The organism is Streptomyces sp. NPDC093064, from assembly GCF_044754605.1.
GTDB lineage: Bacteria > Actinomycetota > Actinomycetes > Streptomycetales > Streptomycetaceae > Streptomyces.
On sequence record NZ_JBIVPK010000057.1, the window covers coordinates 1 to 18,618 of the forward strand.

Here is an 18,618-nt window from a genome sequence, read left to right on the forward strand (position 1 = left end):
GCACCAGCCCTGTCCGGCAGAACGGAAGGGGAATCTGCCACACACCAGCATCCCGACCAAAAAACCCACAGCTAAGCAGCGACACACTACTAGGCATGGACCCCGAAGGCGTCACGGTCTACCTCGCCGACCACGTCGACGCCGGCCGGCTCCCATAGCTCGGAGAGATTCCCAAGGCTGGCGATGTCTGGGCTGGCAGAATGTCCCGGTGACACTCTTCACCTGCGCGAACTGCCGGCAGCCACTCACTGGAAATCTCAAGAAAGCACGGCCCTCGCGGGACACCGATAAGAAGTCCGGTCGTCGGATCGCCCCTCCGCGGATGGCCCGGGGCACCTATGCGATCAGCCACGACGCCAGTTTCTTCATCCTGCATCCCGACGACGTGCCGGGAACGGCTCCGCACCCGGACCACGGGCGCCGCAACGGCTGCTGCGGACTCGACGGTCAGGACGGCCCCAATCTCGTCTGCGCGACTTGCGGCGCCGATGTCGCCACCAAGCAGTCAGACTGCTGGACCCAGAACCTGGTGGCGCTGAACGCCGCCGCAGTCGACAGGGGAGCCGAATCTCCAGCCTGAACCCGTTGACCGAATCTCTTGAGTGCAAGCCCGTTGGCCAGCCCGCGGTAACCGTTGTCCACCTCGGCCCTGACTGCCGGGCGGAGGCGAAACTGCCCGGCGATGCGCTCTGTGCGTACAGAGGTCTGGTCGTGCATCCGCCCGGGCCGCACCACGCCGGAAAGCAAAGTCCGGCCCTGGCGGTCGCTGAACGTGGTCGTCTTGATCGTGTTCTGCTTCTTCTTCCCGGAGAGGAACGCTTTGCGTCCCAGCCGTCCTGCACGGGGCCTTCTGATCTGAACTTCTGCACCGTCGATGCGGAGCTCGACCCCCTCGGCCTCGGCGTAGGCGAACACATCCTCCAGGGTTCGCCTACGCACGCCGGGCCGGTCAGGGACGGCGAGGCCCCGAGCTGCGAGCAGGGGCCGGACCTCCCGAATCGTGGTTGAGACGGTGGAGCGCTCGACCCCAAACAGCTGCACCAGGGACGCATGAGGCAGACCCAGCCGCAAGTACACCAGGGTGACCAGGAGCCGATCAGTGAAGACGAGCCGTTGCTTGCGTCCCGCACCCGCCGCCCGGCGGCGATCGCCTCCACGACGCTCGCGCAGCGAGGACTCCCGGGCCGCCGCCCACTTCGGGGCGAGTTCTTCGAGCAACTCGCCGAAATGTGCACGGGAGACCCCGGACGGTGCAGGAGGGGAGCAGGCCGTACGGGCCCAGGTCAGTTTCACAACTCACCCAACCCGTACGGCTCATCTCATGTCACGGCCCGATCGGAAATACCCTCGCCGCACCCTGTTCTTACCTGCGGGTGCCCAGCACATCCAGGTAGTGCGGGTTGTGCATGAAGCCCAGGACGTTGCCGAAGGGATCAGTCACGGCAGCGGTGACGAACCCCGCGCCGCGGTCCGTGGGCGGCTGATACTCCTTCGCGCGCATGGACAGCAGTCTTTCGAGAGTCGCGCTCACATCGTCGACATGCCAGTACACGACAGCACCGCCGGGCCCGGTCGCAGAGCCGGCGGGCGCGTAGCGGCTGTCGATCAACCCCAGCTCGTGCTGGTAGTCGCCGAGGCGAAACTCCGCATACCCCGGTCTCTCGAAGTACGGACCTATACCCAGCAGATCGGTGTACCAGGTCTTCGCCGCCTCCAGATCGGCAGTCCAGAAACTGACGGTGGTGAGTCCTCGCAACATGGATGGCCCCCTCCTTGTCGCCGCGGATACCGCATCCCGGCCGGTGCCATGACTGTAGACACCGAAGAGGTCAGAATCCGTCCTCGTTGGCGGAGTGAGCCTCGTCGGACTCGTGGCCGTCCGCACGACGGCCTGCTGATCACCCACCGGGTGAACCCCTAGTCCAGGACGCCCCGAGCTCAATTGCCCCCATAGTCGTAAGCCCGCCCGAACTTCAGGCACCACTGCCGGATGGTCTCGTGGGAGACGACCACGCTGCGCTCCAGCGTCAACTCCTCGACCTCGCGGAAGCTGAGCGGGAAGCGGAAGTACAGCCACACACAGTGCGAGATGATCTCCACCGGGTACCGGTGACCCTCGTACGACGGCTGCACACTCTCCACAGACGATCTCCTCGCCTGCCCGACAACTCCAAGATCAACCCACGTCGCCAGCCAACGTGACAGTGCCTGCAACACCGCAGCTCAGAGTTTGTCCGGTTCACGAGCCGGATCCTCAGGTGCCTCCCCTGTGCCGCAGCAGCCGGAGGCGCTGCACCGCTGACGGGCACGACGTGAACACCGGTGTGCCTGCGCCCAGTTGCCTTGTTACCGAATGCGGACAGACCCGAGTGAACTACGCCCGCCCCGGCGTCATCTCATGGGGTGCAGCGAAACAGTCGATGCGGCCGGTCGCCCTGCGGAGAGGTGCCGCGTCCTGACAGACCATGGGGGAGCTTTCATCATGACCACGCACCGCGCCCGCCGTACCGCCACCCTGGCCGCCGTCACCGCCGCGCTGGCGCTGGGCCTGACCGCCTGCGGCGGCGCCGACGGCGGCTCGAAGGCGGCGGGCGGCGACCACGCCGCTGGTACCGCGCAGAGTCGCTCCGCGTCCAACGGGGACGGCAAGGGCAACGCGGAGCAGGCCAACAGCGGTGGTGACACCAAGGAGAGGGCGGGCTCGGCGACCGCCTCGGGCGGGACGGACGAGGTCGCGAGCAAGGGCACAACGGCCGGCGCCCAGCAGTGCCGCGGAGACGAGATGCTGGTCACCGCGGTGCACCGGTTCGCCGGTCAGCAGGGCGACCACCTGCTGGTCACCGCGTCGAACGCGGGCACCAAGCCATGCTGGGTCACCTCGTACCCGGCCGTGAAGCTCGGCGAGGACGTCGACGGCGCCGCACTGCCGCACTCGAAGAAGGACAACCCGGGCGGCGACAAGCACATCACGCTCCGGCCCGGAGGCAAGGCATACAGCGCGGTGAACCTCTTCGACTACGGCTCGAAGAACCACACGGCGCACTCGTTCGCCATCGCGCTGCGCGGCGCCGACGGTCACAACGGCCCCTTCTACTCCGTCGACACCAAGGGCCAGAAGCCGCAGTTCAGCTGGAACGAGGCCGACGTGCTGAACTGGAGCACCAAGAAGCCGTACGACTTCTGACGACCCGTCGACCAGTGACGCGTCACCGCCTTCCAGCACGTCTACGGTCAGCAACTCGCAAGGCTCCCCGGCGACCAGCGACTCGGCGAGATCGCGGCCACGCCCCGAACAGCCCGCGAGCCCGGACCGATCGCAATCGGTCCGGGCTCGCTCGCGTATCCGCGGGGGATCGGATGTTGATACACGCGATGTCGTGTCCAACGACGGCGAGCCGCCTGGGCCACCCGCTCAGCGCGCGGGGAGGGGCGAGCGGGCTCCAGCACGGACGAGGGCGACGAGGTGGGGTGCGGTGACCGTGCGCCAGCGGGCCTGGGCGGACTCGACCGGAAAGGGTTTGAGTGAGGCGGCGCCCCACTGCTACGGTCCTGGTGGACCGTGAAGTCGTCGTATGGAGGTGAGCCCCGTGAACACAGTTACCCGTGGGTGCTCCCTCAACCCGTCACGGTCCGGCGGCTGACGTTCGGTGTCGCCAGGAGCGCCTGAGATCGAGGCACTCCTGGAAGGAGACTCCGATGAACACGAAGCCTTTCACATCTGGCCTGAGCGAGAACGCGGTGATGATCATGCGCGTCGCGGACAGGCAATGGCATGCACTGGATGACGACCTGGTGGTCGGCCGCGGGCATGCGGAGCACCGGCCCGACGGACGCTTGTTCGTCAGCATCGACGCCTGGCACGACGCCGCCTTCGACCGGCTCGCCGAGGCGATGCTGGCGGAACTGCCGGCGCCGCTGTACACGGTGGTCGACGAAGCCGACGTCGAGCTGACGGCCGGCTGGCGGCGGGCCGGTTTCACGATTCGGCGCCGTGAGTGGGAGTACGTCGTGCCGACCGACCTGCAGGTCACAGGGCTCGAAGCAGTCCTGCCGCCTTCGGGCGTGACGATCGTGCCCGCCGGTCAGGCGGACGAGAGTCTGTTGCGGGCGGTGGACCGCGCGATCCGTGACGAAGTCGAGGCGACCGTCGGGTGGCAGTCGATGCCCGCGGAGGTAATTCCCCTCCCCGAAGGCGACACCATCGTCGACCCGTCGAAGTACGCGGTGGCCGCGGCGCCGGACCGCTACCTGGGTCTGATCCGGGTGGTGACGGTGAACCGGCCGCGCATCGGGCTGGTCGCGGTCCGGGCCGGCGAGCAGCGCCGCGGCATCGCGCGGGCGCTGCTGGCCCACGCGCTGGGGACGCTGCACCGTTCCGGGTTCGCCGCGGCCTGGGCCGAGGTCCAAGAGTCCAACCAAGCAGCCTCGGCGCTGTTCGAGGGCATCGGCGCCCGGCCGATGAGCAGCAACCTGGAGCTGGTGCGATGACGAAGAACAAGAACGTCATCGAAGTCGAGGGCAAGGTCGTCGAGTGCCTGCGCAGCGCGATGTTCACCGTGGAGCTCGAGAACGGCCACCAGGTACTCGCGCACATCAGCGGGAAGATCCGCAAGAACTACATCAAGATCATGCTGGAAGACCGGGTGCTGGTGGAGCTCCCGCCGTACGACCTGACGCGCGGCCGGATCGTGTTCCGGTACCGGAACTAGCGGCGGTCGGCACCTTCCGCGGCAGCTGATCCTGGGGCCCCGGTCACGGCGTTTCCGTGACCGGGGCTCCGACGGTGGCTCGCACGGCCGCGGCGGCCACCGCTCCAGCCGCCAGCAGGTCTGGCCCGAGCCGAACCGCAGCTCCAGGGGCAGTAGTTGTCAGGCGATGTCGTTGTGCATCACGTGCAGCCCTGCAGGCACAGCCGGTCCGGCACCGGCTGCGGGCCAGGAGCGTTCTCGAGTGTCTCGGCTATCCGTGTAGTTGAGAGAGAGTCATTGCTGTGACATGCAATATCTCAACCGAGCTGAGAGAAAATGGAGTTGAGCTGTTTACCCGTGTGGCCTGTGATGAGACACCTAGTGGCTCGTCACGCAGCCTTGGCCGGGTAATCAACGGTGTCAGTGATCGCGGCTATGGTTCCCGGTCATGGGGTTCTCGGGGTCTTTCATCGTGGCGCGAGCCGGCCTGCCGCTGACGGAGTTGGCGGCAATACGGGCCTCGGACTGTGTGCCGTGCTGGTGGGCACGCGATGGCGAGTGGCAGTACAAGCGTGCCCTATCGCGGATCCCGACCCTTCGATCATCCGCGAGACGCGTGCTTCTGTCCTGGTCTCTCATGTGGTCGACAGCGACTTCGCGACAGTTCAGGCACCGAGTCCCGATGGCCTGTCATGGCAATGTGCTTTGTCGCCGGAGATGGCGCGGGACTACGGTCTGCCCGGTGAGTGGATCGGTGATTCGGTCGAAGTAGGGGAGCGAGCTGCGGCCTGGGCTCGAGGGGCTGGCCTTCAGCCGGACCCGGTGGCGCTCAGGGCTGCCCTGGTGGCTGAGTGTGACCCGCTGGCGGAGGACTTGGTCTTCGCGCTCGTTCACCTGATCTCCTTCGAGGATGCCCCGGCCTTCAGGCCGGGGAGGAATCGAACCCCTGCGGAGCAGGGCACGGAAAGAGGAATCGTCGTCAGGGCGATTCGTCATCTCTACCCGCATTGGTGAGGGCGACCTCAAGCAGGTGGACGATCTCAGAGTTGAGGGACCGCCGGTCTGAACGGGCCTGTTCAACCAGCCGTGCGTGCAGGTCGGTTGGGAGTCGGAGGGAGATTCTCTTCTCATCAGTCATGCTAAAATGATGCCATGACGATGCCGCAGATAGCCAAGGATGCCGGGCACGCCCGGTACACCTACCGGCTTCGCGTGTCGTCAACCGCCCGCACCGCGCTCCTTGCCGAGTGGGACCGGTGCCGATGGGTGTGGAACGAATGCGTCGCCAAGTCCCGGCAGGTGCACGCACACAATCGGGTGCACCCCGAGGGCAAGCTGACGTGCGGTCCGGCGCAACTTGACAAGATGCTGACCGAAGCCCGCAGCAAGCTGCCGTGGCTGCGGGACGGCGCGAGCGTCCCGCAGCAGCAGATGATCCGGGATTTCGCCAAGTCCCGCTCCAAAGCGCTGAAGGACATTGAGCACCGTCTGCCGGTGAGGCAGCGCGCAGGCATGCCCCGGCACAAGCGGAAGCGTGATGCCGAGCCGACGCTGAACTACACCACCCGAGGGTTCCGGCTGAAGGACGGCCGCCTGCACCTTGTGGGCGGCATCGCCGTGACCGTGGTGTGGTCGCGTGAACTGCCGTCCGCTCCGTCGTCGGTGCGGGTGTACCGGGACAGCCTCGGCCACTGGTACGCGTCGTTCGTCGTGGCCACCGAGGTGCAACCGATCCCCGAAACCGGCGCCGTTGTCGGTATCGACTGGGGCGTCAAGGAGACCGCCACCACCACATCGGACGCGCACGACCTCCCGCACGCCGAACACGGCAGGCGGGCCGCGCAGCGTCTGGCCCGGTATCAGCGGATGATGGCCCGCCGCCGGCCCGCCAAGGGGCAGGCCGCGTCCAAGGGCTACAGGAAGGCGCAACGGCAGGCCGCGCAGGTCTCCAAGAAGGTTGCACGGCAGCGGCAGGACACCGCCCGCAAGTGGGCCAAACGCGTCGTCCGCGACCACGACGCCATCGCCGTCGAGGACTTCCGGCCGAAGTTCCTCGCCAAGACCACCATGGCCCGCAAGGCGGCCGACGCCACCATCGGCGCCACCAAGATGGCCCTGATCGAGATGGGCCGCAAGCACGGGCGGGACGTCCGCCTCGTACACCCCGCGCACACCACTATGGATTGCGCATCGTGCGGAGCGAGAACCAAGCACGCACTTCCTCTTTCGGAACGTACCTACACCTGCACCGCATGCGGAGCCGCGTCCCCCAGGGACAAGAACTCCGCCCGCGTGATGCTGGTCCGGGCTGGTCTCACCCCGGCTGGTGTTGAGGGCGCAAGACCTCCGGGGGCGCTGCTCCCGGAGGCAGCCTGAGCCAGGAATCCCCTCCCTTCAGGGAGGGGAGGATGTCAAGCCTTGGGGTTCCGGTTACGCGTCGTGACGGCGTCGACCCGGAACCGCCAGCCGTGTGATTGGGGCGCCCAGTCGCAAACTGCGCCCTGCCGAGTCGCCACGCGCGCGTCGTACAGCTGCTGGGCGAGCGCGGCCTGGTCCTCGGTGAGCCTCGGCCGACGCCCGCCGACCCGGCCTCGGGCGCGGTCGGCGGCCAGCCCGTCCATCGTGTTCGCCACGAAGCGGTAAGGAAGAGGCAGGGGGCGGCGTGTCCACCGCCCCCGGGAAGCAGGTCTGCCCGTCAGAACATCCCGCCGTCGAGCTGCAGTGTGCGGCCCGTCATGTAGGCCGCATCGTCCGAGGCGAGGAAGGCGTAGCCTGCGGCGATCTCCGTGGGGTCCGCGAGTCGGCGGAGCGCCACTGCGGTGTCGAGCCACTCGGACAGGTCCTGTCGGCCGACCAGTTCCGGGTGCTGGTAGTCCGCGCCGTACTCCGCGGCCATGTCCGTGGCAGTGCCGCCGGGGGCGACGGCATTGATCGTGATGCCCTTCTGCCCGAGCTCGGCGGACAGGTTCAGGACCATCGATTCGACCGCAGCCTTGCTGGCCGCGTACAGCGTGTGATGGAAGAACGCCTTGGAGGCACTCACCGAGGAGGTGAGTACGATACGGCCGCCCTGGCGCATGTGAGGCACGGCGTGCTGGACTGCGAACAGTTGTCCGCGCGTGTTGACTGCGAAGATCCGGTCGAAGTCGCCAGGCGTGATCTTCTCCAGGGCGTCGAAGTGCTCGACACCGGCACAGGACGCGAGCACGTCCAGCCGGCCGAACTCTGCGACAGTCTGCTCGGTCAGCACCCGGGTCTGCTCCGGATCAGCGGCGTCTGCCTGCACGGCGATCGCTCGACCGCCACGCGCGCCCAGTTCGGTGACGAGGGCGTCAGCCGCCTCCTTGTTGCCTCGGTAGCCGATCGTCACTGCTGCGCCTTCGCTGGCCAGCCGTCGTGCGACGGCCGCGCCGATCCCACGACTGCCGCCGGTGACGATCGCGACCTTGCCTTCGAAACGTGTGCTCTGCACGGATGACACCATTGCTCTCCTAGCCGAATGGGTGGGGGTGCGGCGGGTGGTCGGTTCGGTAGGCGTCCGGCCCAGATGAACAGCACGACGGGCCACCCGTCCGCGGGTTCCGGGCCCGCGCAGGTAGGTATACCGGCGTCGAGGTCCCCGGCAGAGGTATCGGCGTGCGTGAACGGGATGTCGATCGGGACACTCGGCGGATCGAGCAGTCGGGTGTCTTCCTCGTAGCCGCCTTGCCCTTCTCCCAGGCTTGCCGGCTGAGCGGTGACCTGTTGATCGGGAACCACGCGATCCGATAGTCGTCCGGCCGGTACAGGACGCCGGGATCATCGTCTGAGATCTTGGTCAGCTCGGCGAAGACCGGGTCGAAGTCCGCGACCCGAACCCCAGCGGCGCCCCTGGCGGTCAGTAGTACGCGCCGCCTTCCGACCGTCAGCGAAAGACACCAAGTGGGCCACAGCTGTCCTCGAGCGAGCACGCAGCGCTGCCGGAGCCTTCCTCTTCGACGGCAAGATGGTCGACGGCCCTGTCCTGGCGCAGGCTCGCCGCATTTTGTTCCGCAGCACGACGGCGGTCGTAGCCAGGGGGCGTCGACCGCCGGGGGCAGAGGCGTCGGTTCGGCCGGTTCTGCGCTCAGGGGATGTGCCGGGCCAGGCCCGTCGCCTTGGTCATCAGCCATTCGAGCGGTCCGCGCTGCTGGAAGCGCGACCAGACGGTCGCGAACACCATGGCGGCCGCGATGAAGCCGAGCAGGACGTGCAGGGGCGATCCGGGCAGTTCCTCGATGCCCAGGAACCGGATGCCGAAGAGGTGGAAGACGTAGGCGGTCATCGACATGGAACCGACTGCGATAACCGGCCGCGCCAGGGACTGGAGCCGCGGGAGGGCGTCCGTCGCGGCCAGACATGCGGTCACGGCCATGATCGCCACGCCGGTGTTGCCCAGGATCGACAGGGTGGTCTCACTGTGCGGGGAGGCAGCCATCAGCCAGGCGGGGGTGTCCCCGGGCGGATAACCCGCGGTGTCGGACCACCACACGCTCGCCCCATCCCCGGCCGACGTCGACGCGCCGATGGCGTTGGCGGCACCGGGAAGGAGGTGCAGCGCAAGCCAGGAGCCTCCGTAGCCGGTGATCATGAGGGCTGCACCCGTGAGGGCCAGGCGTATCCGGACAGCGGTGGCAGCCAGGTCCAGGCGGGCCACGGCCATGCCGGCGATCACGAACGGGATCCAGGTCAGAGCCGGGTAGGTGCCGGTGAAGAACAGCGAGACGACGCCGTCGGGCTCACCGGGCGGGCGGACGTCACTGTTGCCGATCGCCTGCTGCACCACGTAGAGCACCTGGGGCAGGACGAGGGCCGTTCCCGCGGCGATCGCCGCCAGGGGGCCGGCGCCGAGCCGGTACAGCGGCAGTACGAGCAGGAAGTACAGGCCGTAGAAGGCAAGGATCACATCGACCGGGGTGCCACTCATGGTCAGGGCGGTGCCCACGGCCAGAAGGATCACGGCCCGGATCACCACCTTGGCCACTGCCTGGCGCCCGGCCCGCCCTGTCTTCGGCGCCCTGCGCCCGGTGATGAGAACAACGGCGAAGCCCGCCAGGAAGGCGAAGAGCGCGGAGGACCTGCCGTGGGCCAGCTCCATCAGGAAGCCGGTCACGCCCCCCTGGTCAGGGTCGGGTCCCACATGAGCCGCGTACATGCCGAATACCGCGAGTCCGCGGGCCAGGTCCAGCCCGATCAGCCGGCCCGCCGGTGCCTTCCCGCTGTCGCGCACGGGGGCCGGGGCGTCTACCGCAGGAGTTGCGACGTCTGAGTACTGTGTCATGCCTTCCAGGTTTGAGAGTGGGCTGATCGCCGGGTGACCGGCAGATATCCGAGCCGCCCCCGCCATCCGGCGGAGGCCCACCTGCCGGGCGCCTGGAACCGCTGCTCGCGAAGCCGCCCTGGTCATCCGGGGCTTTGGGCTCGGTGCAGCAGTGCAGCAGGCATGGACAGCCATCAGCCGGTGTACTTTCGAATGTACAGCCGACCGCAGCGAACGGGCGGCGAGGTGGAACGCATGTGATGCAGCTCGCGGCCCGCACCGATCTCGGCCGTGAGCTGGGCGCCGCCCGCGGCGAAGAGGGCGTCGAAGCGGCATGCGAGCTCACCGGCGGGCGCGGCACCTACGTCGACGAGCATGGTGCACGGAACGGCTCCCCTGTCAGCGGAGCTGGACAAGGCATCCCGGACGATCACGCCAGGGGGAGTGATCCGGGGCTGGGCCCCGAGGGCCGGATCAGTCGGTTGGCAACATCGCTTCCAGCTCCGCTACCAGCGACGGATAGTCCTTCGCGGCGCGCACCAGGCGTTCTACGCCGGTCCGCTCGCCCAGCACGTCGGTCAGCTCCTCGAACGCCAACCGGAAGGAAGGCCGGTCGCGTGTGGCACGGCGAAACCGTCCGGGAAAGCGGTCGACGGCAGTGCCTCTCGCTCCAGCACTCTTTCCAAATACGTCTCATCAATGGCGTCGGCTTCCAGGAGCAGCGAGCCCAGCCTGCGGATCGCCTCTTCTTCTCCATCCGCATCCAGGTTGCGGACGAAGAGTTCAGGGCGGTGAAAGTCGAGTAGTCGGTGCGGGGCCGAGGCCCGATCGCGGTTGCGGGTGGTGCGGGTGATCGGCCCGAACGGACTCGATGTCCTTCCAGGTCGGGAAGACGTTCACCACCACGACGGGGGCGTCCTGACCGGACAGGGGCACTGTGGAGATCACCAGATCAGCGTCGATGTCGTCCACGCCGTGCAGGCGAGTGACCAGGCCGGTGATGTCGAGGTGCTGGTCGAATTCTCGCTCGAGCCGCTCCCGCAGCCTGGGTCGCCATCTCGTGGTACGCGGGACACACGACGACCGTGCGCAGTCGTGCTGCACGTGCAGCTTGCACTTCCAACGCGCGCCGATGTGCATGGCCACGAACGAGATCTCGTCCTCGGTGAACCGCACGCCCTCCGCACGCTGGATCTCCCGACGTATGTAGACCGCGAGCTCGTAGATCAGCGGGTACGTCGTCTGAGAAAGGGCTCACCGGCTCCCGCCCTCTCTCGTTGTCTCTCACAGTTCGCGGCCCACCTCCGGCACACTCGGCAGCCCAAGGGCGCGGCGCCAGGCCGCGCCCCGGATCGCGCCGCCGACCGAATCGGCCTTCAACCAAAGGCACGGTGCTGCATGCGTTATTCCATCGCTGCGTCCAACTCCAGGCCGGCCTCTGAGCGCGATGGATGGCCCGCGAGGCCGCCCCGGGCGGTGCGGTGCGGGCGTGGGGTCGGCCGGACGCTCGCCTTCCTCTTGGCTCGGGCTCGGCGGCGGGGTGTCCGGCGGGCCTCGGTGGGGTGGTTCTGCGCGGCCGGGCCGGCGCAGGCGCGGCTGTCTGCCCGGGTGCCGGTTCGGCATGCCGGTGCTGGCCGGATGCCTCGCGGGCCGTAGGCGTGGGCAAGCCGGCGGCGGCCGTACGGTCTGCCTTGGGGAAGACGGTCTGGGGCTGGGCCCGGCCCGGTAGGGCCGATGTCACAGGCGGCGGTTACGTTGCAGCCCAGCACGTACGCGAACGGGAACTGGGGAGCGGCAATGGTGGTCGAGGTGGAGTACGCACAGGCGTGGGACCTGGAGGCCCGCGTGGCCTGGCGGCCAATATCCGTGGGGGAGGCCCGTGAGCGGGACGCCGCCGGGCTTCCGTACGTGGTGGTGTACCGGGAGGCGAGCCGGGAGGCTCCGCTGGAGGTCCGACTCGTCTCCTGGCGGGACCACTATGTCGGGCTGTGGGTCTACGACGCTCAGGGTCGCCGTACCTACGACCTGGACATGCGGCTGCTGGACGACCCGGTGCGGTTGCTGCGCCGGTGCACCAGGAACTACATCGGCCCGGAGATGGCGGAATTCGACGAGGCGTGTCCGCGCATCACCGTGGAGCTCTTCCCGGACGGGAGGGGCCGGCGGACGGAGGAGCCCCAGGGCAAGGACGGGGGCCTCTACGTCACCGTGCCCGGGGTCCGCGACGACGAGCGCTGGATGGACCGGCCTGTCTTCGGGGAGTGGCCGCTGCTCTCGGCCCAGGTCCACGGGCTCACGGAGCCGCCAGTCTTCGAGATCACCGAGGCGGCCGCGGCAGCCGACGACGGTAGCGGGCTCGCGTCCGCCACCTGCTGGCGTCCGCCCCGCCCCGCGCAGCCCGGGCCGATCGGTGAGCTGTTCCGGCCTGGGGTACGCGTGACCGACGGATACCACCCCGAGATGACGGTCGTGGAGCCGCGTCGGACCGGAGCCCTGCGCGTGCCCAGCGGGCTGCTGGCCGTCTCCGGCCCTGACAGCGACGACGGCGACGGGCCGCACATCACTGTCCCCGTCCCGCCGGGGGAGTACGTATTGGAGGAGGCGCGGGCCCGCCACACCTACCACTGCGAGTGGAAGGGGAGCGAGGTCACGCGTACGGACACCATGGCCGTCCGCGTGCTCATCAACGAGAGCCCCGCCGCGACCTGGGAGATGGCCCGCCGCCCGGTCGACGACCCCCGCCTGCTCCGGGAGAACGAGATCTTCGGCTTCGACACCGACGGTGCCACCGGCTGCTTCGCCGATGCCGGGGCCTGGGAGCCGCTCCTGGCGCTCTTCGAGAAAGGGTTGATCCAGGGAGACGCGGACCTGGACCCGGACGTGTACGAGGACATCAGCGACTCCATGTACCTGTTGCGCACCCGGGACCAGGCCTCCGGCGGCGAGCTGGCGGCCTTCGCGACGACGGGGGACGGCACCTATCCCGTCTGGGTCGGCCGTTCCGAGGCCGGCGAAGTGGTCGGGGTCGTGGTGCTGGTGGAGGGGATGCCCGAGCTGCTCCCAGAGAGCGGAGCCACCGCCGGTGCCTGACGTGACTCATGCGGAGTCCTGGGACTCGACGTCCCGTACCGCCGGGCGGGACCTGTCCCGCCCCGCGCCGGGCCTGCGACGGGGTCGTCCGCGCCGGCCCGGGGCACTCTCAAGGCGTCCATGACCGCATCGAAGACGGTGGAGTCGTTGACGTTGCTCCTGGCAGACACGGGTGATCTTGGCGAGAGCCCGTCTACCAGGAGCTTCGTTGTTACGCAGGACTGTTCAGCTCGCGGTCGGCACCGCCAGCTTGGAACAGGCTCACTGCCTCGTGCATCTGGCACAGGCGTGGCGTGGTGGTAGTACATCCGCCACCCGGATTCGTCATCCAACTTCCGCCAGATCGAGCTCCTCCGAGCTCGCCTGCCATCGAGCATGGCGGCGCCCGCAAAAAAGGGCGGCAGCAGGGGACGAACTGGAAGATCCGGCACGCGTGTCGGCTGGCCTCATGATGCCGCCGACCAGCAGCGACGGCTGCCGCCGCTCGATTACCTCGAACTCTTCGCGTTCCAGGGCACCCCGCGACAGTGTGGGCATCTTCAGACCCTGGCCGGCGGGCAGTTTCAGGCGGCGCGGCGGCGGGTCCAGACCGCGTGGACGGTCAGCGGCAGGCCGGAGCGCCCGCGCAGCCGGGCCAGGCCGTCGAAGCCGCCCGCGTGGTCGAAGTGTCCGTGGCTGAGCACGACGCCCTGCAGGCCGCCGACATCGATGCCAAGACGCTCGGCGTTCACCGCCAGCCCGTCCGGCGACGCGCCGGTATCGAACAGCAGCGTGCTGCTCGCGTTCCCGCTTTGGATGGTGACCAGGGCGGAGAAGCCGTGCTCGGCACGCAGCCCCGCGAGGGCCTCGCCGCCGGCGAACTGCCGCGCGGCGGTCCGCCCGGCGCCCATCGACGCCCGGGTGACGCCTTCGGCAGAGGCCAGCAGAGCGTCGTAGGTGTTGTCGACCATCGTCGTGACCCTGACCTCGTCGACCTCGGGCAGCGTCACCGGGTCAACAGCCGGTCCCTCCGCGACGCGAGGCGCTGACCACGCCAGCCCGGCCGCCGAGTGCCCGTGATCGTCGCACATGCTGGAAAGCGCCCCCCGCCGTTACGACCGGTCAGGGAAGCAGATCCCGGTACAAGCCGCAGGCCCGCGGGGGTCGCGCCGGCCGGACCGGCCGCAGGCGCCGCGCGGTGTCATGCTTCCACTCGCGCGGGCGGGACGACGACGTCGATGAGCCCGGTGGCCACGTCGTACACGAGCCCTGAGACGAAGACTCTGGCCCGAAGCTTCTGCTTGAGGATTTCGACGTCGACGCGGACGGCGGCGATCGGGTCGGTGACGGCTTTGGCGTCCAGGTCTCCGGCCGGAACTTCGAAGTAATCGGCCAGCAGCTCGGGGAACGCGGCCAGGTCCGTGATCCCGCAGTCGGTGTGGTGCAGGACCGCATAGTGGTTGTCGCCCGGGCCAGGGCCACCCGTGCGGGCCTGCACGACCTTCGAGAGCATCCCCAGCGTCCGGAATGTCGCGGGCGTGACCCGCCCTCCGACGTTGCGGATCACCGCTGCCTCGCCGAGCTTGAGTCCGAGAACGTCGGACGGGTCGACACGAGGATCGACGCATCCGATGACCGTCAGACTGCCACTGGGCATGAGCCTGAGGTTGGCGAATGATCCGCCGTCGGCGAACCCGGCGTTCCGCTTGGCCAGCTCGTCCGTGTTGATCACTGTGACGGTAACCCCTTCTTGCTCTGCGCCTGGATCCCCGGTGACGCCGACGGGGACCTCCAGTTGCCGCCAATCCTGGACCGCTGCTGCCTCCCAGGCCATTCGGCTTTGCGGCATATCGTGATCATGCAGGTCAACGCCTTACGTGATCCGACACGGCGAGTCGGCGCCGAGGTGCGATTCGTACCTGAATACCCCGACTTGCGCGCTGCGTGATGAGTCGATAACGACTGATGGTCGCGATTCGCCGCAAAGTCGAGGCATCGACGAGCCGAACAGCAGGCCGGCGGCTGGCTCTCCCGCTTTCGCGCCTGCCCCGGGCAAGCCTTCCGCCGGCGGCGCGGGCAAGCCCAAGGTTGTCTTGGGTAAACCCGTGTTGTCGGTGGTGGCTGGAAGGCTGGTCGGATGAATGGCGATGAGCAGTTGCTGCGCGGCCGGGTCTACGGCCACGATCACGACGACCCCAACCCCGGTCCGCTTCCGCACCGGACGTACGCCACGCTCGTGGGCGGTCCGCTGGACGGCCTGTTGCTGGACATCACGGGCCGGCGGCCGGAGGAAGTCGACGACGGTGTGGCCCTGTCCACCGAGCTCGGGCAGTTCCCGGGCGGCCGCGCCCTGTACGACCCGCGCCCCGGCGAACCGCGCACGCCCGGTCCCGGCATCGCGTGCCGTTTCTACCACTCCGGCGACATGCCCTGACCGTAGCCCCGGCCATGAGCCCGACCACGGCAGGGCAGCGCGCTGACGTACCTTGCCGACCGCCCGCGCGCTCGGCGGTCCTCGAGGAGGCTCTCCGCGAGGGCGCCTTCTTCGCGGGCTTGGCCGGCACCTTGGACGCCGTCTCGCCGCGCGCCGCCCGGGCCTTGCCCACGGACTGCGGCAGCGCGGCCATGAGGTCCACCAGCTGACCCGGCCGGGCTGCCGGATGCGGCGGAACTGTTTGCGGCCGGCGTAGGGATGGACTCCTGGCAGGCTGTCGATGCGGTCCTCACCGTCTACCGAGCTGTCCGCACCATCCAGCCACTCGGCAGGAGCCGGGAGGCCCCGGGTCTGGCCGCGATGGTTGAGCCGGCCGTGGCCGATGGCTTCCTGCGTAGGGAGGCCTTCCTCAGTGCGCTGCGGCAGGTCGCAGCGCACCTCGAGAATTCCCCCACGCTCCGGCTTCGATGCCGCATTTTCTGTCGCTTTTCAGCCGATGGCGCGGGGTCGTTCATCGCGACGGGCTTCACGGCGTGGCGGGTGTTCCGGGTGCCGTGCACGACCCGGGGGTGCATGGCAGGAGGAGCGGGACCGTCGGCGGGTGCACGCCTCGGCGCGTACTCGCCGACGGTCCTGGCCGTGAGGGTGTCAGGGCGTCAGCGCGTGCCGGTCAGTGGGCACGTGGGCCGTGTGGTCGGTGAGGTCTGGGCGTGCGATGAACGCAGCGGCCGGAAGTAGTGGGTGACCGCCCAGACGCCGATGCGGCTGCCGGTCTGGCACCCGGCCACGTCCGCGGAGCGGGAGTGGATTCCGGCCCAGACGCGGGCGTTGATCATGTCCTCGTTGAGCCGGTCGGCGTATTGGTAGTGACGTGTGGTGCCGGTGGCCTCGGAGAAGAGGGTGAGGTCGAGGCGTGTGGTGCCGAGGAGTCCGCTCAGCGTCTGGGTCACGGCGCCGGCGACCGCGGCATGGCCGCTGATGTAGTCGGGGTGCGGTGGAGTGGGGAGCAGTGGCTGCCACTGCGGGTCGGCCGTGGTCGCGGGGTTGCCGTCGGTGTCGGCCAACTGGATGGCAGTGATCGGCCGCCAGCGTCCGTAGTGGAGTTTGGCGTTCCAGGAGGCGACGACGGCGTCGGTGGCCGAAGTGTTCGCCGCGGCGAACAGCCGTGCCGTCTCAGCGATGCCCAGGTGGTGCCGAGCCGTGTAGTCTCCGACCGCCGCCTGGATCTGCACCGTCAGATTGCCCCCGAAGAACAGGGCGGTCTCGGTCTGGAACGCGGTGCGGGGCGACCCGGTCTTCGCTCCCATGGTCCTTACCTCGTTCACGTCCCGGGCATAGCGGGCCGAGGGCAACGCGGGCGGGGCCGCGGGACGGAACTGGGCCGGGGAGGTGAGCAGCATCGGGCGCAGTGTGCCGAGCCAGGGGTCGATGAAGGGCTGGTGGCCGGGTGGGGTGGGCCGCCAGACGCCCGGCGCGGGCAGGGCGGTGAACTGCACCGGTGCGTTCCGGCCGTCGCCTTCGCGCAGGTTGATGAGGTGCTCGGCGGCCCGCTCCCCGAAGGCCACGCCCTGCGTCTTGGGGCTGCCCTCGGGGATTTTGGCGAGGGATTGGGCGTAGGCGGCGTCGAGCGGGGCGTGGGAGGCGGGGAAGTAGGTGACCAGCACGCGGTGGGCCGCAGCCACGGCGGCCGCCTCGGGTGACGCGGTGGAGGGGCCGCGCGCCTGCCACTTGTAGGGGGCGTAGTCGCCCCGGATGCCCACCACGGCGTTGTAGACGGCAGCCGAGACGAACCCGTGCCAGATGGCCACCTGGCCCGAGGGGTGGGTGGCGCCGAGGTTGGTGCCGATGGTGTCGGTGGCGATCGTGTTCCAGTCACGGATCGCGGCGGGGTCCGCCGCGGGCGGCGCTTGGCTGCCGGCGGTGGCTGGGGGTCCGGTCAGGACCGTGACGAGGAGAAGGAGGAGTGACATGACGGCGCCTACGGCAGCCGGTCTGCCCGAAGCGAAAGTACGCATAAAAGATATAACGACTATAGGTTCTGATGGTTACGCATATGTGGTTCCTTGGTGCTGACGCCGTCGGGGCGGAAACCGGGCGCCAACCGGGCGGCCCGGGACCGCCCCGCACGGTGACTTCGTCCGGGTGTCATGGTCAGCTGATGCGGAACGCGTACCCGCCCGCGTCGTGACGGTCCGTCGGGGTCAGCCTCCGTGGCCGAGACTGCGGCTGCACGCCGATCCGGTGTCCCTGGGGCACCACCGGCCGGCATGCGCTAAGGTGCCCGCTCCTCGCGGGCCCCCGTTTCCCGCATTCTTTTTTGATTCGCTCCCGAGCGCTGTGATCTGCGGAAACAGTGTGACGGGCGGGGCGGTGGGGACGGTTGAGGAAAAGCACGCTGGCTTCGCTCCCGGAACATCGCGCCCCGCATCGCCCGCCGGGGGATCGAGTCGTCCACCAGGCTCGGCCGACACCGCTGGACCGTTGAGCGGACCGTGAGCTGGCTTGGTGGATACCGCAGACTTCACCGCCGCTACGAACGTAAGCTCGAACACCTCCTCGCCTTCGCGTGCGTCGCCGCCGCGCTCATCTGCTACCGCCGCCTTGCCGCATGAAGCGCCGCGCCTCCCCGCCGCTATGACCTCCGGGGCCTGCCGCCTGGTCGTTGCTGTTCAACATCGTCGCGGTCAGTCACCCTGGGAGCATGCTGCTGCCTCCTACTCATTCGAAGGCCGAGCTCATCGAGGTGGTCCGGATCACCGATCCCGCACGGCACCTCACTTCGCAGGATCTGGCCGGTGACGATGTCGCTCTTTGGGAGGGAGACCAAGCCCACCAGGTGCTGGCATTGATCGCGGATCTGCCAAGTAGTGAACTCCACCGCTGCTTCCTGCCTGGTTGGGGCATCCGGGCCCACAGCTCCACCGGCCTGCTCTTTGAAATCGCCTTCTGCTTCCGCTGCCACGCTGCCCGCATCTGGGGCCCCGACCTCGCCGTCGAACACCAGGGAGACACCTTCGACCCGGACAGTCCCGCCGCCCTTCAACTACTCCGCCGATTCCGCTCCTGCGTGACCGACTGACGGCACGGCCCACGCTCCGTTTGCCAGGACCCCGAACCCATTCACACGCCAAATGCAACGACTTCTTACG

At 68.7% G+C, this 18,618-nt stretch carries 20 protein-coding genes and 4 pseudogenes; 8 read left to right on the plus strand and 16 right to left on the minus strand.

The genetic code is table 11. The features are described 5' to 3' along the window. Positions 1 to 447: 447 nt before the first annotated feature. From ACIQFZ_RS37120 to ACIQFZ_RS37130, 3 genes and pseudogenes are all read right to left on the minus strand, one after another. Positions 448 to 1,218 carry a transposase family protein gene (locus ACIQFZ_RS37120; protein WP_402693309.1) on the minus strand — a complete coding sequence of 257 codons (771 nt, stop codon included), beginning with the start codon at positions 1,216 to 1,218 and terminating at the stop codon, positions 448 to 450. A 145-nt stretch (positions 1,219 to 1,363) separates the two neighbouring features. Continuing rightward, a complete protein-coding gene (locus ACIQFZ_RS37125; protein WP_402693310.1) occupies positions 1,364 to 1,759 on the minus strand; it encodes a VOC family protein in 396 nt (131 codons plus the stop codon). A 206-nt stretch (positions 1,760 to 1,965) separates the two neighbouring features. Beyond that, positions 1,966 to 2,133, minus strand: a pseudogene (locus tag ACIQFZ_RS37130) (IS6 family transposase); the annotation flags it as partial. A 349-nt stretch (positions 2,134 to 2,482) separates the two neighbouring features. Here ACIQFZ_RS37130 and ACIQFZ_RS37135 point away from each other — a divergent pair. From ACIQFZ_RS37135 to infA, 3 genes are all read left to right on the plus strand, one after another. Beyond that, on the plus strand, positions 2,483 to 3,184 hold the full coding sequence (locus ACIQFZ_RS37135) for a DUF4232 domain-containing protein (RefSeq protein ID WP_365436253.1): 702 nt from the start codon (positions 2,483 to 2,485) through the stop codon (positions 3,182 to 3,184). A 512-nt stretch (positions 3,185 to 3,696) separates the two neighbouring features. Further along, a complete protein-coding gene (locus ACIQFZ_RS37140; protein ID WP_402693311.1) occupies positions 3,697 to 4,488 on the plus strand; it encodes a GNAT family N-acetyltransferase in 792 nt (263 codons plus the stop codon). Then, on the plus strand, positions 4,485 to 4,709 hold the full coding sequence (gene infA, locus ACIQFZ_RS37145; protein ID WP_010981942.1) for a translation initiation factor IF-1: 225 nt from the start codon (positions 4,485 to 4,487) through the stop codon (positions 4,707 to 4,709). Before ACIQFZ_RS37140 ends, infA begins: the two co-directional genes overlap by 4 nt. A 958-nt stretch (positions 4,710 to 5,667) precedes the next feature. Here infA and ACIQFZ_RS37150 read toward each other — a convergent pair. Continuing rightward, a complete protein-coding gene (locus ACIQFZ_RS37150; RefSeq protein ID WP_402693312.1) occupies positions 5,668 to 5,826 on the minus strand; it encodes an Arc family DNA-binding protein in 159 nt (52 codons plus the stop codon). Positions 5,827 to 5,840: 14 nt separating this feature from the next. Here ACIQFZ_RS37150 and ACIQFZ_RS37155 point away from each other — a divergent pair, with 14 nt between their 5' ends. Continuing rightward, positions 5,841 to 7,064, plus strand: a complete 1,224-nt coding sequence (locus ACIQFZ_RS37155) for an RNA-guided endonuclease InsQ/TnpB family protein (RefSeq protein WP_402693313.1) — start codon at positions 5,841 to 5,843, stop codon at positions 7,062 to 7,064. A 35-nt stretch (positions 7,065 to 7,099) separates the two neighbouring features. On the opposite strand, the gene ACIQFZ_RS37160 is transcribed toward ACIQFZ_RS37155, so the two are convergent. The 7 genes from ACIQFZ_RS37160 to ACIQFZ_RS37190 all read right to left on the minus strand — a co-directional run bounded on the left by ACIQFZ_RS37160 (position 7,100) and on the right by ACIQFZ_RS37190 (position 11,196). Next, positions 7,100 to 7,321 (minus strand): hypothetical protein, encoded by a 222-nt coding sequence (locus tag ACIQFZ_RS37160; RefSeq protein ID WP_402693314.1) that lies wholly within the window; start codon positions 7,319 to 7,321, stop codon positions 7,100 to 7,102. 62 nt (positions 7,322 to 7,383) lie between these two features. Beyond that, positions 7,384 to 8,256, minus strand: coding sequence for an SDR family NAD(P)-dependent oxidoreductase (locus tag ACIQFZ_RS37165; protein ID WP_402693315.1), 873 nt, complete (start codon positions 8,254 to 8,256; stop codon positions 7,384 to 7,386). 537 nt (positions 8,257 to 8,793) lie between these two features. Then, on the minus strand, positions 8,794 to 9,987 hold the full coding sequence (locus ACIQFZ_RS37170) for a DUF418 domain-containing protein (RefSeq protein ID WP_376653269.1): 1,194 nt from the start codon (positions 9,985 to 9,987) through the stop codon (positions 8,794 to 8,796). A gap of 173 nt (positions 9,988 to 10,160) precedes the next feature. Beyond that, entirely contained in the window at positions 10,161 to 10,343 is a 183-nt protein-coding gene (locus tag ACIQFZ_RS37175) for a hypothetical protein (protein ID WP_402693316.1), read from the minus strand. Between the two features lie 97 nt (positions 10,344 to 10,440). After that, entirely contained in the window at positions 10,441 to 10,563 is a 123-nt protein-coding gene (locus ACIQFZ_RS37180) for a hypothetical protein (protein WP_365430809.1), read from the minus strand. After that, positions 10,545 to 10,820 carry a PTS sugar transporter subunit IIA gene (locus tag ACIQFZ_RS37185; RefSeq protein WP_402693330.1) on the minus strand — a complete coding sequence of 92 codons (276 nt, stop codon included), beginning with the start codon at positions 10,818 to 10,820 and terminating at the stop codon, positions 10,545 to 10,547. Before ACIQFZ_RS37185 ends, ACIQFZ_RS37180 begins: the two co-directional genes overlap by 19 nt. Then, positions 10,750 to 11,196 carry a hypothetical protein gene (locus tag ACIQFZ_RS37190; RefSeq protein ID WP_402693331.1) on the minus strand — a complete coding sequence of 149 codons (447 nt, stop codon included), beginning with the start codon at positions 11,194 to 11,196 and terminating at the stop codon, positions 10,750 to 10,752. Before ACIQFZ_RS37190 ends, ACIQFZ_RS37185 begins: the two co-directional genes overlap by 71 nt. A 567-nt stretch (positions 11,197 to 11,763) precedes the next feature. On the opposite strand from ACIQFZ_RS37190, the gene ACIQFZ_RS37195 reads away from it, so the two are divergent. Continuing rightward, positions 11,764 to 13,056, plus strand: a complete 1,293-nt coding sequence (locus tag ACIQFZ_RS37195) for a DUF4241 domain-containing protein (protein ID WP_402693317.1) — start codon at positions 11,764 to 11,766, stop codon at positions 13,054 to 13,056. Positions 13,057 to 13,119: 63 nt separating this feature from the next. Here ACIQFZ_RS37195 and ACIQFZ_RS37200 read toward each other — a convergent pair. The 4 genes and pseudogenes from ACIQFZ_RS37200 to ACIQFZ_RS37215 all read right to left on the minus strand — a co-directional run. After that, positions 13,120 to 13,271 (minus strand): annotated as a pseudogene (locus tag ACIQFZ_RS37200) (IS5/IS1182 family transposase); the annotation flags it as partial. A 63-nt stretch (positions 13,272 to 13,334) separates the two neighbouring features. Next, positions 13,335 to 13,427: pseudogene (locus tag ACIQFZ_RS37205) on the minus strand (DUF4440 domain-containing protein); the annotation flags it as partial. A 192-nt stretch (positions 13,428 to 13,619) separates the two neighbouring features. After that, positions 13,620 to 14,045 carry an MBL fold metallo-hydrolase gene (locus ACIQFZ_RS37210; RefSeq protein ID WP_402693318.1) on the minus strand — a complete coding sequence of 142 codons (426 nt, stop codon included), beginning with the start codon at positions 14,043 to 14,045 and terminating at the stop codon, positions 13,620 to 13,622. Positions 14,046 to 14,236: 191 nt separating this feature from the next. Further along, a complete protein-coding gene (locus ACIQFZ_RS37215; RefSeq protein ID WP_402693319.1) occupies positions 14,237 to 14,767 on the minus strand; it encodes a carbonic anhydrase in 531 nt (176 codons plus the stop codon). A gap of 405 nt (positions 14,768 to 15,172) precedes the next feature. Here ACIQFZ_RS37215 and ACIQFZ_RS37220 point away from each other — a divergent pair, with 405 nt between their 5' ends. Further along, positions 15,173 to 15,469: a hypothetical protein gene (locus ACIQFZ_RS37220; RefSeq protein WP_402693320.1), complete on the plus strand. Its 297-nt coding sequence runs from the start codon at positions 15,173 to 15,175 to the stop codon at positions 15,467 to 15,469. 656 nt (positions 15,470 to 16,125) lie between these two features. On the opposite strand, the gene ACIQFZ_RS37225 is transcribed toward ACIQFZ_RS37220, so the two are convergent. Beyond that, positions 16,126 to 17,439 (minus strand): vanadium-dependent haloperoxidase, encoded by a 1,314-nt coding sequence (locus ACIQFZ_RS37225; RefSeq protein ID WP_383061701.1) that lies wholly within the window; start codon positions 17,437 to 17,439, stop codon positions 16,126 to 16,128. 432 nt (positions 17,440 to 17,871) lie between these two features. Between ACIQFZ_RS37225 and ACIQFZ_RS37230 the strand changes: the two are divergent. Together ACIQFZ_RS37230 and ACIQFZ_RS37235 are read left to right on the plus strand one after the other, a co-directional pair. Beyond that, positions 17,872 to 18,081, plus strand: a pseudogene (locus tag ACIQFZ_RS37230) (transposase); the annotation flags it as partial. Between the two features lie 50 nt (positions 18,082 to 18,131). Next, positions 18,132 to 18,548, plus strand: a complete 417-nt coding sequence (locus tag ACIQFZ_RS37235) for a hypothetical protein (RefSeq protein WP_365776220.1) — start codon at positions 18,132 to 18,134, stop codon at positions 18,546 to 18,548. Positions 18,549 to 18,618: the final 70 nt, after the last annotated feature.